The following is a 13,951-nucleotide window of genomic DNA, read 5'->3' on the forward strand; positions in this document are numbered from 1 at the left end:
GGAGGGCGGGCCCCGACGTCGTTGTCGGGGCCCGCCCTCCGGGACTGTCCGGGATTGGAGAAACGGTCCGGGTCAGGCCGAGTCGCCGGTGGAGCCGGCCGGCACGGTGCGGCGGGCCGCCGGGTAACGGATGCTCTCCACCATCTCGGAGATCTCCTCCGGTGGCGGCGCCGTCATCTTCGACACGACGATCGTGACGATGAAGTTGACGACCGCACCGATGGTGCCGATGGCCTCCGGGCTGATGTCGAAGATGTGCGGGTTCGCTGAAGTGCCGAACACCTCCAACGTGTAGATCATGTACGCGGCGGTGAACGCCATTCCGGACACCATGCCGGCCGCGGCACCGGTGGCGTTACATCGTTTCCAGAAGATGCCGAGCACGATGATCGGGAAGAAGCTCGCTGCGGCGAGACCGAAAGCGAACGCCACCACCTGGGCCACGAACGCCGGCGGGTTGATGCCGGCGTAGACCGAGATCAGTACCGCCAGGCCCATGGCGATCCGTCCGGCGAGCAGCCGCTGCTTGTCCGTCGAGTCCCGCTTCACCCGGCGGAAGTACAGGTCGTGCGAGAACGACGAGGAGATGACCAGCAGCAGGCCGGCGGCGGTCGACATCGCGGCCGCCATGCCGCCGGCGGCCACCAGGCCGACGATCGGTGCCGGCAGGCCGGCGATCTCCGGACTGGCCAGCACCAGGATGTCGTTGTTGACGATCAGGTCGGCCCCGGACGTCGGACTGTTGCTGACCGTCTGGATCGTCTGCGCGTTCTCGTTGACCGTGACCAGGCCGGTCGCCGCCCAGTTCTCGATCCACCTGGGCAATGAGTCCGCCGCCACGCCGTTGACGTCCTGCAGCAGGTTCAGCTTGGTGAACGCGCCCACCGCCGGAGCGGTGGTGTAGAGCAACGCGATGAAGAACAGTGCCCAGAACGCCGAGTAGCGGGCGCCTCGGACCGTCTTCGTCGTGTAGAACCGGATGATCACGTGCGGCAGGCCAGCGGTACCGATCATCAGTGACATTGTCACCAGGAACACGTCGATCTGCGGTCGGGCGGAGAACGCCTCGGTGAACTGGCTCAGCCCCATCTGGGTGCTGAGCGCGTTGAGTTCGCCGAGGATCTGCCCGAAGGTGACCTGCGGGATCGGCAGCCCGGTCATCTGCTGTGCCACCGCGATCGCCGGGATCAGGTAGGCGATGATGAGCACCGTGTACTGCGACACCTGGGTCCAGGTGATGCCCTTCATGCCACCGAGCACCGCGTACGCGAAGATGATCAGCGCCGCGACGATGACGCCGCCGGTGATGTCCAGCCCGAGGAACCGGCTGAACACGATGCCGCCGCCGCGCATCTGTCCGACGACGTACGTGAAGGAGATGATGATCGCGGCCACGGCGGCGATCGTCCGTACGGTCTCCGAGTAGCGGTCGCCGACGAACTCCGGGACCGTGAACTTGCCCCACTTACGCAGGTAGGGGGCGATGAGCAGAGCAAGCAGAACGTAGCCGCCGGTCCAGCCCATCAAATAGATGGAACCGTCCGAACCGAGGAACGCGATCAGACCGGCCATCGAGATGAACGACGCGGCCGACATCCAGTCGGCGGCGACGGCCGCACCGTTGGCGACGGTCGGGATTCCCTGACCGGCCACGTAGAAGCCGGTCGTTTCCTTGACCCGGCTGCGCCAGGCGATGCCGAGGTAGAGGGCGAAGGTGAGGATGATGAAGCCGAGCGTCCAGCCCTGGATCTGGGTCACTTCTCTCCCCCTTCCGCCGGTCGCTCACTGACACCGAACTGGTCGTCCATCCGGTCCATCATTTTCGCGTATACCAGAATCAGAATGACAAAGGTGTAGATTGATCCTTGCTGGGCGAACCAGAACCCCAGCGGGAATCCAAGAATCTCGATATTGTTCAACGGCTGGATCAACAGGATTCCGCAGACGAACGAGACGACGAACCAGATGGCGAGCAGGATCACCATGAGGCGCAGGTTCTTGCGCCAGTACTCCTGGCGCCAGCCGTTGTCCGGTGGTGACGTCGCCGGTGGCGGTTCCCCGCCACCGGCGTTGTTGTCGGGGGTTACGTCAGTCACTGTGGGGCCTCCTAGTCGTTATGGGAACGGCAGGTGACGGGCCGTGGCGCAGCGACCGGCAGGCCACCGTGCCGCGACTGTGCCGCTGTCCGATCCGCACCTCCGCTGGTCGGTCGGGACCGCCCGACGGCTTGTGCGGTCGGTCACACCCTTAATCTGGGAAGAGAACGTGACCCGGCCCGGACAGGCAATAGTTGATCTGCCTTACGCCGGGTTGGGGCGGTGAACGGTCTACCTGGGCCTGCGAGCGGTCGGCGGTCGTGGATGAGCGGGGGAGCGTCGCCCGGTTCGCGCGTTTTGTGGTGACTATCTGGCCGCCCAGCGGCCCCGCCCGACCACTCACCGATTGCCGGCTGGGGCACACCAGGGATCCCGGCCTAGCATCCGGTCATGGCTGACACCGCATCCACCGCCGCCCCCGCCCGTCGGCGCATCCTGCACGCCGGCAGCCTCGGCATGATCATCGGCGGTCTGCTCGCGCTGGTCGGCTCGCTGCTCCCCTGGGTGATCACCCCGTTCGGGTCGCTCTCCGGTACCGTCGGACCCGGCCTCTGGACGCTGTCCGCCGGATTCATCGCCGTCGCCGGCGCGCTGCTGCCGTACCGCAAGGTGGCCATCGCACACGCCCTGCTACCCGGGCTGGCGGTCGCCGTCATCATCGGCTGGCAGGCTGCCCGGCTGATCTACCTCAGTTCGACCACCGGCAGCTGGGGGCAGCTGATGCCCGGCATCGGGATGGTCATGGTCGCCGGCGCCGCCGTCGTGCTGCTGCGTACCGCGATCCGGCTGGTCTCGATCCGCTGACGGCCCGGTGGACCGGCCACCGGCCGGCCGCTGAGCAGCGACGGAGGACCGGCGGCGGACGACCGAACGTACGGTGTTGATCTCCATCGGAGCTGGGAGACTGAGCCGGTGACCTACCCCAACCCGTACCAGTCGGGGCCGCAGCAGCCGATGCCCACCTCGGCGCAGCCATATCAGGGGCAGCCGTACCAGCCGGGCGGCTATGCCCCCGTGCCCGGCCCCGGCCCGGCGGTGCCGAAGTCGGCCGGCGCGGCGGTGGCTCTGGAACTGGTGCCCGGCCTGTTCGGGATCTTCGGCATCGGCAACATCTACGCCGGCAAAATGGCCACCGGCATCGTGCTGATGGTCTCGTTCTGGGTGTTCTTCTGGATCAACGTTCTGCTCATGTTCATCGTCATCGGCTGGATAACCCTGCCGATGACCTGGGTGGCCTATCTGGTGGCCGGCCCGGTCCTGGCGCTGCGGGCGACCGAGAGGTACAACTCGCAGTTGCTGTCCGGCCACCGCTGACCGGCGGCGGGAAACCGCCGCCGGTCAGTCGCCGCTCAGTCGTGCGGCAGCGTCTCCGCTGCGGGCCGCAGCGGGCAGCCACGCACCGTGTACGCCACCAGCCCGGCCACCGCCAGCAGTATGGCGCAGACCGTGGCGGCGGAGGTCCCGGCCGGCTGAATCAGCCACGCACCGAGCTGCATTCGCAACTGTCCACTGGGCCCCATCCACGGCATGATCGCGACGATGGTCCAGACCAGCGGAGCGATCCAGGACAGCGCGGCACCGAGCAGCACGGCACCGAGTGCGGTGAGCCCGAGCAGCCCGGCAGTGTTGCGGGCGACGACACCGAGCGGCTCGAACCGGGCGTCGGTGAGCGTGGTGACCAGCAGCAGCCCGATCACCGCGGCGGCAGAGAGCAGCAGATGCGCGGCCCGGCGGGTCGGCCAGCTGACCGCCGCGGTGTGGTCGAGGGCGTCGTCGGCACCGCTGAGCGTGGTGCCGATCGCGACGACCGCGAGCATCACGGTGACACTGATCATCCGGGTGTTGATGGTCTGCCCGTCGGAGAAGACCGGCCAGCTGATCCAGATCAGCGCGATGACACCGACTACGACGGCGGCGGCCATCGGCACTCGACGGGCGCGAAGGTGCAGGCCCAGCCACCTCATTGGTCACCTGCCAGCAACAGCTCCTCGATCCGGTCGAAGTCGCAGTCGAGAGCCGCGTCGCGGGCCTGCCCGACAACCTGTCGCTGCTGCTCGGCCGGCAGACCGGTCAACGCCTGGTACGAAGCGTCGGCCAACTGCCGGTCCTCCGGACGCCACCAGCTCTGCGGTTGCGGCGGCCCGCCGACCAACCAGGCCACCGCGACCTCCTGCGCCAGGTACGGGGCCACCTTGAACACCAGGTGAGGCTCGTCGCCCTCGCACTCCTGTGACCACGCGGACCGCAGCAACTCCGCCTGAAAGTACCCGCTGGACAGATCGGCCCGGCCCGTCCGGCTGATGTCCGGGGTATCGAAGACCAGTACGTCCGAGTCGTTGCGGACCGCCGTCTGCTCGGGTGCGGCCCAGGCGGCCAGCTGGTCGCTCTCCACCGCACGCGTCGGCGGATCCGGCAGCTTGGCCCCCAGCGCAGCGAGCGCCTCCCGGACCGGTCCGACGACGTCGGGCAGCACCGCCGCGTGCACCCTGCGGACACACACCTGCGGGCGGTCGTCGTCGCAGACCAGCTCGACGGCGACGGGGTCGACGACAGCAGCCCCGGTGTATCCGTTGGTGGGCAGCAGCGGTATCGCCACGGCGGCACCGAGGACGGTGGGCAGCACCGCCAGGGCGAGCACACCACGGCGTACCGCGCCGATCAGCAGCAGCGCGGTGCCGGCGAGCGCCGTCAACCACATTGCCTGCAGCAGACTGACCGAGGTCGGGATGGTCTGGAAGTCGTCGACTCCGTTGGGCGTCGCCGGGACGAGCAGCAGCGCCGACGGGTCCGGCCGGGTCTTGACGAAGTTCTCGTCGAAGCCGGACATCGTGACGAAGTCCGGGATCAGACCGATCACGGCGAACCCGACGACCGCGAGGACCGGCGCGGTGACGATCCGGGGCACGGCCCGGCCGGCGGCCAGGCCCAACCAGCTGGCGGCGACCATCGCCAGCGCGCCGACCGCGGTGATGCCGAGGACGGTACCGGAGAAGTAGCTGGCCGTCGGTGCCACCCAGAACGCCCCGACGGCGAGGACCAGCAGGTACACCGCGATCATGGCGGCCGCGTACCCGACGGTGAGCGGTAGGGTCCGTTGCCAGCGCGGCCGTACGGTGGTGGCGAACAACTCGCCGACACGGTGCTGCCGGTCACGCCGGCCCAGCCACGCGCCGCCGGCCAGGGCCAGCGGGAACAACAGCAGCAGCGAACCCCGTCCGTACATCGCCAGCTGGGTCCACCGGCCGGCGAAGGACTGGACAGACGTGAGGGTGACGCCCGCGCCGACCAACACGAGCAGTCCGGCAAGGGCGGGTACCGCCGACCGGCGTACCTCGGTCCGCATGATCCGCCCGGTCATGCCGGTACCTTCCCCCGGTACGCGCGCAGCAGCGCCGAGTAGCCACGTTCGGTGGCGCTGTCCCCGGCGTCCCCGGCGCTGCCCTGCTCGGCCAGCTGCGCCGGGGTTCCCTGCCAGACCAGCTGACCCTCGTTGACCAGCACTACATCGGTGCAGGCCGCGGCGACGTCCTCGACCAGGTGGGTGGAGACCAGCACGCAGCTGTCCGAGCCGACCTCGCGCAGCAGCTCCCGGAAGTCCAGCCGCTGCTCCGGGTCGAGGCCGACGGTCGGCTCGTCGAGCAGCAGCACCTCCGGATCGTTGACGATCGCCTGGGCGATTCCGGCCCGGCGCAGCATCCCACCGGAGAGCGTCTTCAACTTGGAGTCGGCCCGGCTGGTCAGACCGACCCGGTCGACGGCGCGCTGCACGGCGCCGGTAACGGTGGCCTTCGGCATCTCCTTGAGCCAGGCCATGTACTCGACGAACTCCCGCACCGTGAAGCGCGGATAGAAGCCGAAATGCTGTGGCAGGTAACCCAGGCGCTGGCGGACCTGGCGCAGATCGGCCCGGCCGGTCACGTCCTCGCCGAGCAGGGCCAGCCGGCCGCCGGTCGGCTTCAGCACCGTCGCGAGGGCCCGCATCAGGGTCGTCTTTCCGGCGCCGTTCGGGCCGAGCAGGCCGTGTACGCCGGTGCCCAGCGCCAGGTCCAGCCCGTTGACGGCAAGGTGCCGGCCGGTCCGGACGACCAGGCGCTCGGCGTGCACCGCCCACGCGTACGTGGAGGGTGCGGTCTCTGCCGCGCTGACCGCACGCATCATCAATCTCTCCTTAAGTGGACAATTCTGGTGCCTGGCGGATCACCGCCAGGCGGGAGACGTGAATCGATCGGCCGTACGTGCGTACGGCCCGGTCGGTGGGTGGAGTCAGGACCGGTCGGACGAGATCCGGTCGAGGCGTAGCCGGTTGTGGTCGCCCGCCCGTACGGCCGTCACGGCCACCAACGCCACGGTGGCCAGTGCCCAGCCGGGCCAGCTGTCGGACTCCAGGATGACCGGCAGTTGCCGGCCGACCAGACTGGGCAGGATCACCCCGACCGACCAGAGGACCGTCAGACCGAGCGCGGCTCGGTCCACTCCGACCAGCCCGCCCAGTGCCAGCGCGCCGGTGGTGAAGGCCAGACCGGGCAGCAGCCACAGCGCGGGGGACTGCCCGGTCGACCAGCCGGCCGCCGCGAGCACCGGCACGACCACGGTCAACACCGCGAGGGTGCGGCGCAGCAGCAACGGCAACCCGGTCCGGGGCATCGTCGCCATCAGCTCCCAGGCAGGGTCGGTACGGCGGCTCCACGCAGCGGCCACCGGCAGCAGGGGAGCCACTGGAGCGACCAGCAGCACCAGCGAGGGCAGGCTGGCAAAGGTCGTCTCGAACAGAACCGCGATCAGCATCAACGCGCCGGCGGTGGCCAGCGAGGGGAGGATCCGCGCGGCGAACCCGGAACGCCGCAACCGGCGCCGACGTACCGGTGCCGGGCCGGCCTCGATCCCGGCCACGACGCCGACCGCCACCCGGTCGAGCAGTTGCCGGTCGGCTGGGCCGACGGCGTCGGAAAGCTGCGCCCGGCAGGGTGCGCAGGACTCCAGGTGGGCTTCGACCGCCCAGACGGTCGCGTCGTCGACCCGGGGGTCACCGGACGCGTAGCGGGAGATGAGGGTGGGGGTGGGATGGGTGGTCATGACAATGCCTCCCGTAGCGCGAGCCGGGCCCGCCGCGCGTAGGTCTTCACGGTTCCTTCCGGCATGCCGAGCAGGACCGATGTCTCCCGGGTGGTCAGACCGTCGAGCACCATGGCGCGCAGTACCTGCCGCAGGTTGGCCGGCAGGGCCAGTAGCGCCTGTTCCAGGTCGGCGTTCATCCGGCCGGCCAGCGCCTCGTCCTCGGCGGCCGGGGCGACGGTGGCGGCGGTCTGCACCGCCGGGACCCGTTCCCGGCGGGCGCGGGCGCGGAACGCGTCGACCAGCCGGCGGGCGGCGATGGTCCACAGCCAGCCGACCGCGCTGCCCTTCGCCGCGTCCTGAGCCTGGCTGCCGGCCGAGCGCCATACCGCCAGGTAGGTGTCCTGCAGCACCTCGGCGACCATGTCGTCGTCGGCGCACCTGCGGCGTAGCCGCGCGGTCAACCAGGGCGACGTCCGGCGGTACAGCTCGTCGAAGGCCCGCCGATCGCCCCGGGCGATGCGGCGCAGCAGCTCACCCTCGTCGAGTGCGTCCAAGCTCCGTCTCACAACAGGCAAGACGATCCGCGCTCCCACGATGGTTCTCCATCTTGCGTGAGCTGGGTCACGCAGTGTCGTCAATCGGCCGATTCGCCGACGACAGAGGTTCCTCGATGTGCGCAACGCCGCTGTTCCCCGGTGCAGCGCTCTCGCGACCAACCTGGCTGGGTGCGTAGAGTTTCAGGTCGCATCTGCGACGCTCCAGGGACGAGACGGGTACGGGAATGACGGTGGACGACGTACGGCCGCTTGATGAGTCGGCCCAGGCCGGGGTCGACCCGGCGCAGCTGGCGGTCTGCCTCGACGTCATCGAGGCGCTGTCGGCGCTGCCGTCCGACCATCCGGACGTGGTACGGGTGCAGCGGGCCACCGCGAAGCTGTACAAGTCGGTGAAGCGCCAGCGGCGGGCCGAGCGACGCGACGCCGTCCTCTCCGCCGACCGGGCCGTCACCGCCGCGACCGCCACCGGGGCACCCGGGCGCATCGACGACGAGACCAAAGGCATCCCGCTGGTGTCGTCGACCGCCGGCGCCACCGCCGGCATCCTGCGCCAGCCCCGCGCCTGCTACATCTGCAAGGAGCGCTACCGGGAGGTGGACGCGTTCTACCACCAGCTCTGCCCGCCGTGCGCCAAGCTCAACCACGAGCGCCGTGACGCCCGTACCGACCTGACCGGCCGCCGGGCGCTGCTCACCGGCGGCCGGGCCAAGATCGGCATGTACATCGCGCTGCGGCTGCTGCGCGACGGCGCGCACACCACGATCACCACCCGGTTCCCGCAGGACGCCGCCCGCCGGTTCGCCGCCATGGACGACAGCGACCAGTGGCTGCACCGGCTGCGGATCGTCGGCGTCGACCTGCGCGACCCGGCCCAGGTGATCGCGGTCGCCGATTCGGTGGCCGCGCAGGGTCCGCTGGACATCCTGATCAACAACGCGGCGCAGACCGTCCGGCGCAGCTCCGGCGCGTACGCCCAGCTGGTCGCCGCGGAGTCGGCGCCGCTGCCCGACGGGCCGCTGCCGGAGATCGTCAGCTTCGCCTCGGTCGGTGGCCGGGGCGCCGCCGCGACGGCGATCGCCGGACCGTCGCAGCCGTCGGCGATCACCCCCCAGGCGCTCACTGCGTTGGCGTTGACCAGTGGCTCGGCCACCCCGGACCGGATCGCCCTGGCCACCGCGATCGACGCCGGTGGGCTGGTGCCGGACCTCGACCCGGTGAACAGCTGGGTGCAGCGGGTGCACGAGGTCGACGCGGTGGAGCTGCTGGAGGTGCAGCTGTGCAACTCCGTCGCCCCGTTCATCCTGATCAGCCGGCTGCGACCGGCGATGGCCGCTGCGGCTGCCCGGCGCAAGTACGTGGTGAACGTGTCGGCGATGGAGGGAGTGTTCAGCCGCGGCTACAAGGGGCCCGGTCACCCGCACACCAACATGGCCAAGGCCGCGCTGAACATGCTGACCCGCACCAGCGCGCGGGAGATGCTGACCGATGGAATCCTGATGACCGCCGTCGACACCGGCTGGATCACCGACGAACGGCCGCACCCGACGAAGATGCGGCTGGCCGACGAGGGCTTCCACGCACCGCTGGACCTGGTCGACGGCGCGGCCCGGGTGTACGACCCGATTGTCCGTGGTGAGCAGGGCGAGGACCTGTTCGGCTGCTTCCTGAAGGACTACGCACCGGCCGCCTGGTAGGTCGGGGCAACGTGATCCTTCCGCGGCTGCTGGGCGCGGTACGAGACCGGTGCGACCGGTGCGGTGCGACCGGTGACGGCCGACCCACTGCCGCCGTCGGCCGCTGGGCTCGCCGGTTCGACCGCTGGTGGCCGTGTGCCATCTGCTCCGCTGGGACCGCTCGTGGCGACCAGGAGCCATCCCACCGCGCTGAGGCAGGCCAGCATCGCGGTCGGCAGCGTGACCCGGTCCGCTGACGCGCCCAGCCACCAGGTGATGTCCGATCTGCCGGTGACGTAAATGAGGACCAAGGTGGCCGTGTAGCCGAAGTTGAGCAGCCAGAGCCAGCAGTCTGAACCGACGCCGAGTTCCGTGCGTCGATGCCGTAGGAGAAGGGTGCCGGCGACGGAACAGATGACTGCGGCGGCCGCCAGCGGACCGACGTTTCCCCAGAACGCGTCGAGGGTCGGCTGCAGCCGGGCGTTGAGGTGCGCGCCGCCCCGGGACAGGTTGCCGAGGGGCCCAGACTCCTGGATGTCCGACGTCGAACCCACCAGCCGTGACAGCACCACCCAGGCGCCTCCGGCTGCGACGGGGACCCACACCATCCACACCCTGCTGATGCGGTGCCTTTCCCGCAGCGTCACCAGGACAGCCAGGATGCCCCCGCCTACCAGACCCTCGTTCTTGGTGAGGATCGCGGCGGCGAGCAGGATCAGGGCCAGGGCGGGCTGCCGCAGCGGGTCGGGTGAGAGCAGGAGCAGGGCTGCGGCGCCGAGCAGGCTGACGGACCACAACGCGTCGGCGTAGCCGGCGGCGACGTACTCACCGCCGGTCGCCCACGTGGAGAGTCCCACTGCCAGCCCCGCCGACCAGGCGAGTACCGGCCGGGTGCGGGCGAATGCGGTGCGGACGGCGACGACCGCCATCGCAATCGCCGAGAACGTCGTCAGCGCCGACACAAGCTGAGCGGTGCGGTAACCCTGGCCGAGGAGACTCCAGACCGCGGCGACCGGGGCGGAAGCGAGTGGCGGGTAGTCCGTGTGGGAGAACGCGAACCCGGGGTCTGCCATCGCGGTCCGGGCGACCTGCCCGTCGAACAGGAAATAGCCCGCATGCAACCACCAGATCGAGTGCGCGTCCCATGCGGTCGGTGGGTGGAGAATCGGTAGGAAGGGTGCTGCCAGCACGGCGATGGTGGCGACCGCGGCCCGCCACGACATCGACATGGTGGCGATCCGTGGTCGCGTCAGCCACCAACCGGCAGCAGCCCAGCTGACGAGGTATGTCGATGCCAGCCAGAATCTGAACGGCAGGCCGATCGTCACCATGAGGACGACAGCCGCCGTGCTGATGAGCGCGGTGACCAACGGTGCCAGCAGCAATGCCACGAGCGGGGTACGGACGATCGCGTACGACAGCGGCAGGCTGCCGGCCACGACGAGTGCCGTCGTGAGGAGACAGGTGTCGATCATCGGTTGATCTCGTTGAACTCGACGTGGTAACGCGTGCCGGTGGACGTACGGCGCTCGATCAGGCGCACCTGGTAGTCGGCCTGCTGGTGATCGACGACCAGGGTGCCGCCGGTCAACGCGGTGAACTCGGCGAGTCGTTGGTGCCACAGGTGTCGCAGCGGTGGATCGATGACCACCCGACTGCCGGGTGGGACAGTCGCTACGAACGTGGCGCGGGCGGCTTCGAAGTCGCGGTGCAGGCGACGCTGCGACGCCAGGTGCTGCGGCGCCCTGGCATAACTGAAGCCGGTGGTCCCGGCATCGACGGCACCCTGGACTGCCAGGCCGGCGGAGGTGAGGCCGAGCGCGATCACCAGAATCTGTGCCACGTAGCGTCGTGGACCTGTCCCGCGGACATGCACTGCTGATCCCGTTCTCTCCGAATTGTGGCAGGCCGACACTCCGTCCGAGGCAGCTGAGTGATCGCCGGTGGACGCCGGCTCCCAGGTGCCTCGTCGCGGTAATGATCCCTCGACAGAGGGACGACAGTTGGACAAATCAACGTTTCCGGTGCGCGCGCTGCGGCCTGGTGGCTCTCGGTCGGCCCCGTCGTGCCGGTCGGGTCGTTGGCAAGCGTTTCGGAGAATTTCCCTAGATTCGACACTTGCCGGCGAACCAACGCCAGGGCCGGTGCCGTCGACACCTGGACACCGGTATATCGGACGGCAGGTGCCGCCTGCGCGATCGCCACGGTGCGGATAGAAGGGACAAGTCGGATGATGACGCGCTTCAAGAAGGTCGCCGTCGGGCTGACGGCGGTCGCCGCCCTGACGTTGGGCCTGCCGGCGAGCCCAGCGTTCGCCATCAACCAGGTTTCCTGTGCCGACCGTAACGACTTCCTGAAGCTGCACATCGATCTCGGTGGTGGCTACCGATTGGTCCGATGCTTCGCGAACGCAGGAGCGACCGGGACGAACATCAGCGGCGTCTACCGGTTCGACAGCGGCAACAACAAAGCGACCGTCAACTACGAGCGGGATGGCCGCTATTACAGCACGACTCTGGAGAAGTGGTGGGGTACCGATTTCGCGGGTGCCCGGGTCCGGGTGTACGAGGTACGGATCTGGTGATCGGCGACTGACCACCTGCCGTCGGCCTGCCCTGCCGCGTCCTGTCGTCCAGCGGAGGGCGGGCCCCACGGCGAGCGTTTCGGGCGGTCTCGACGGATCAGTCAGTGACCGGTGGGGCGGTCCGGGTCGCCTCGGCCAGGGCGGCCGCCGCGCTGGCGTACGGGTTGTGGGTATTAGGCGCGGGCCAGCCCACCGGGGACGGTGAAGTACTCGGCCGACAGCTTCGCCGGATCAGTGGCTATCTCGCCTGGCCGGGGTCGTAGAGCGGCTGGCCGGAGATGTAGATGGTCGCGCCCGGTGCGGCGTGCTGCCGGCGTTGGCGATGAGCTGCCGGACCTCGTTGTAGGTCGCTCCATTCTGGGTGAAGATGCAGATCTGCACCCATACGGCGGTCGGCCGGCCGTACTGGGCGGCTTGCCGGTCGAAGGCCTGCCACGAGCTGGAGTTGGTGTTGGTCAAGGACTGGACGACCGCTCCGCCGGTGCCGTAGGGCCCCCACATGCGTTGGCCGCCGATCGCGACGTAGCCCTGGGCGATGTTCTCAGCCATCGAACAGCCGATGAAGCCCATCGATCGGGCAGGTTGCGGTCCGGGATGTTCGTCAACATCGCTGAGCTGTCGGCGTACCGGGGTGGGCAGTTCTGGCGCTGGGTGGCCAACACCGCGCGGTACGCCGGGGTCGGCGCGGCGGTCTCGGCGGCGCTGTCCGGGCTCAGCGGCTACCGGAATGCGGGCCAGTGCTCCGGCCTTCAGGCCGGGGGTGAAGGCCCGCGCTGGGAGGGCCGCCAGGGCCCGAGCAGTGCTCTAACCTGGTCCGGTTGCTGCTCGGCCACCTGGCCGGCGACTCACACGCCGCAGTGATCCTGCCGACCGAACTGGTGGTGCGGGGCAGCGCCTGACCCCTGGTGCCCGGATCGGGTCTGCCGGGCGGCATCGGATCTGGCAGGCTGGTAACTGTGCTGACGGTGCCGGTGCGGCAGCTCGGGGAGACCGAGCGTGGGGCGGTGGAGCGGATCCTCGACCTCGACCCCTATGCCGCGCCGCAGGTCGCGGAGCGGATCGCCGCGCGCGGACTGGCCTGGTGGCGCTCGGACGGGCGGGTCTTCGGCTACGGGCCGCGCCGCCAACTCGAGTCGCTGTGCTGGCTCGGCGGGCATTTGACCCCGGTGCACGCTTCGCCGGCTGCGGTCGCGGCGTTTGCCGACCGGCTCGCCATCGAGGAACGGGTCTGCTCGTCGATCGTCGGTCGGGCCGACGCCGTACTCGGGCTGTGGGAGCGGATCGGCGGGCAGTGGGGGCCGGCCCGGGAGATCCGTGCCGACCAGCCGCTGCTGATCGCCGACCGGCCGCCGGCGGTGCCGGCTGACCCGGGGGTACGCCTGGTCCGGCCCGACGAGATCGACCTGCTCTTCCCGGCGGCGGTGGCTATGTACACCGAGGAGGTCGGCGTCTCCCCGGTCGCCGAGGACGCCGGGCGCGGCTACCGGCGGCGGGTCGGCGAGCTGGTCCGGGCCCGTCGCACGTACGCCCGGATCGTCGACGGCACGGTGGTCTTCAAGGCCGAACTGGCCGTCGTCACCCGGCACACCGCGCAGGTCCAAGGGGTCTGGGTCGATCCGATATGGCGCGGCCGTGGGCTGGCCACCCCGGCGATGGCGGCGGTGGTCCGCGACGCGCTGCGCCGGGTCGCGCCGACCGTCAGTCTGTACGTCAACGATTACAACACCGCGGCCCGTCGGGTCTACGACCGGTGCGGTTTCCGCCGGGTCGGCTCCTTCGCCACCGTGCTCTTCTGAGCCCTGCCATCCGCGGCGTCGGCACGGTCCAGCCACTCCTACTCGTCCAGCCAGCCACTCCTACCCGTCCAGCGGCCACGGAACCGCGTCCGACAGCGGTGGTACTTTGTTCGGCGTTCGTCCAGGACGAACGCCCAACAAGGTTGGGGAGGCTGAGCGGGCCGGGGTGTCCGGTCTTGGCGGCGCAGCG

At 69.8% G+C, this 13,951-nt stretch carries 16 protein-coding genes; 6 read left to right on the forward strand and 10 right to left on the reverse strand.

Features of this window, described 5'->3' with window-relative positions:
* Nucleotides 1–72 precede the first annotated feature (72 nt).
* Together O7553_RS06355 and O7553_RS06360 are read right to left on the reverse strand one after the other, a co-directional pair.
* A complete protein-coding gene (locus O7553_RS06355) occupies nt 73–1,758 on the reverse strand; it encodes a sodium:solute symporter family protein (protein WP_281553910.1) in 1,686 nt (561 codons plus the stop codon).
* On the reverse strand, nt 1,755–2,096 hold the full coding sequence (locus tag O7553_RS06360; protein WP_281553911.1) for a DUF4212 domain-containing protein: 342 nt from the start codon (nt 2,094–2,096) through the stop codon (nt 1,755–1,757). Before O7553_RS06360 ends, O7553_RS06355 begins: the two co-directional genes overlap by 4 nt.
* Before the next feature lie 390 nt (nt 2,097–2,486).
* Between O7553_RS06360 and O7553_RS06365 the strand changes: the two genes are divergently transcribed.
* The gene (locus tag O7553_RS06365) at nt 2,487–2,900 is read left to right on the forward strand and encodes a hypothetical protein (RefSeq protein WP_281553912.1); all 414 of its coding nucleotides are present in this window, start codon (nt 2,487–2,489) and stop codon (nt 2,898–2,900) included.
* 108 nt (nt 2,901–3,008) lie between these two features.
* The gene (locus O7553_RS06370) at nt 3,009–3,410 is read left to right on the forward strand and encodes a hypothetical protein (RefSeq protein ID WP_281553913.1); all 402 of its coding nucleotides are present in this window, start codon (nt 3,009–3,011) and stop codon (nt 3,408–3,410) included.
* Nucleotides 3,411–3,445: 35 nt separating this feature from the next.
* Here the strand turns inward: O7553_RS06370 and O7553_RS06375 are convergent, their stop codons facing one another.
* The 5 genes from O7553_RS06375 to O7553_RS06395 all read right to left on the reverse strand — a co-directional run bounded on the left by O7553_RS06375 (nt 3,446) and on the right by O7553_RS06395 (nt 7,705).
* The gene (locus tag O7553_RS06375) at nt 3,446–4,060 is read right to left on the reverse strand and encodes a hypothetical protein (protein ID WP_281553914.1); all 615 of its coding nucleotides are present in this window, start codon (nt 4,058–4,060) and stop codon (nt 3,446–3,448) included.
* Complete coding sequence (locus O7553_RS06380; RefSeq protein ID WP_281553915.1) at nt 4,057–5,454, reverse strand: hypothetical protein; 1,398 nt, start codon at nt 5,452–5,454, stop codon at nt 4,057–4,059. The genes O7553_RS06375 and O7553_RS06380 overlap by 4 nt, the downstream gene beginning before the upstream one ends.
* The gene (locus tag O7553_RS06385; RefSeq protein ID WP_281555499.1) at nt 5,451–6,251 is read right to left on the reverse strand and encodes an ABC transporter ATP-binding protein; all 801 of its coding nucleotides are present in this window, start codon (nt 6,249–6,251) and stop codon (nt 5,451–5,453) included. Before O7553_RS06385 ends, O7553_RS06380 begins: the two co-directional genes overlap by 4 nt.
* A 108-nt stretch (nt 6,252–6,359) precedes the next feature.
* The gene (locus O7553_RS06390; protein WP_281553916.1) at nt 6,360–7,169 is read right to left on the reverse strand and encodes a zf-HC2 domain-containing protein; all 810 of its coding nucleotides are present in this window, start codon (nt 7,167–7,169) and stop codon (nt 6,360–6,362) included.
* Entirely contained in the window at nt 7,166–7,705 is a 540-nt protein-coding gene (locus O7553_RS06395; protein WP_281553917.1) for an RNA polymerase sigma factor, read from the reverse strand. The genes O7553_RS06390 and O7553_RS06395 overlap by 4 nt, the downstream gene beginning before the upstream one ends.
* 227 nt (nt 7,706–7,932) lie before the next feature.
* Between O7553_RS06395 and O7553_RS06400 the strand changes: the two genes are divergently transcribed.
* Entirely contained in the window at nt 7,933–9,402 is a 1,470-nt protein-coding gene (locus O7553_RS06400; protein WP_281553918.1) for an SDR family NAD(P)-dependent oxidoreductase, read from the forward strand.
* On the opposite strand, the gene O7553_RS06405 is transcribed toward O7553_RS06400, so the two are convergent.
* Together O7553_RS06405 and O7553_RS06410 are read right to left on the reverse strand one after the other, a co-directional pair.
* Nucleotides 9,381–10,856 carry a hypothetical protein gene (locus O7553_RS06405; protein WP_281553919.1) on the reverse strand — a complete coding sequence of 492 codons (1,476 nt, stop codon included), beginning with the start codon at nt 10,854–10,856 and terminating at the stop codon, nt 9,381–9,383. The two genes, O7553_RS06400 and O7553_RS06405, sit on opposite strands and share 22 nt — an antisense overlap.
* Complete coding sequence (locus O7553_RS06410) at nt 10,853–11,224, reverse strand: hypothetical protein (RefSeq protein WP_281553920.1); 372 nt, start codon at nt 11,222–11,224, stop codon at nt 10,853–10,855. The genes O7553_RS06405 and O7553_RS06410 overlap by 4 nt, the downstream gene beginning before the upstream one ends.
* Nucleotides 11,225–11,611: 387 nt before the next feature.
* Here O7553_RS06410 and O7553_RS06415 point away from each other — a divergent pair, with 387 nt between their 5' ends.
* The gene (locus tag O7553_RS06415; RefSeq protein WP_281553921.1) at nt 11,612–11,965 is read left to right on the forward strand and encodes a beta/gamma crystallin domain-containing protein; all 354 of its coding nucleotides are present in this window, start codon (nt 11,612–11,614) and stop codon (nt 11,963–11,965) included.
* Nucleotides 11,966–12,196: 231 nt separating this feature from the next.
* Here O7553_RS06415 and O7553_RS06420 read toward each other — a convergent pair whose 3' ends face one another.
* The gene (locus O7553_RS06420) at nt 12,197–12,514 is read right to left on the reverse strand and encodes a hypothetical protein (RefSeq protein WP_281553922.1); all 318 of its coding nucleotides are present in this window, start codon (nt 12,512–12,514) and stop codon (nt 12,197–12,199) included.
* A gap of 45 nt (nt 12,515–12,559) precedes the next feature.
* Between O7553_RS06420 and O7553_RS06425 the strand changes: the two genes are divergently transcribed.
* The gene (locus tag O7553_RS06425; protein WP_281553923.1) at nt 12,560–12,826 is read left to right on the forward strand and encodes a hypothetical protein; all 267 of its coding nucleotides are present in this window, start codon (nt 12,560–12,562) and stop codon (nt 12,824–12,826) included.
* Nucleotides 12,827–12,921: 95 nt separating this feature from the next.
* Nucleotides 12,922–13,761, forward strand: coding sequence for a DUF4081 domain-containing GNAT family N-acetyltransferase (locus tag O7553_RS06430; protein ID WP_281553924.1), 840 nt, complete (start codon nt 12,922–12,924; stop codon nt 13,759–13,761).
* Nucleotides 13,762–13,951 lie beyond the last annotated feature (190 nt).

The organism is Solwaraspora sp. WMMA2059, from assembly GCF_027497315.1.
GTDB lineage: Bacteria > Actinomycetota > Actinomycetes > Mycobacteriales > Micromonosporaceae > Micromonospora_E.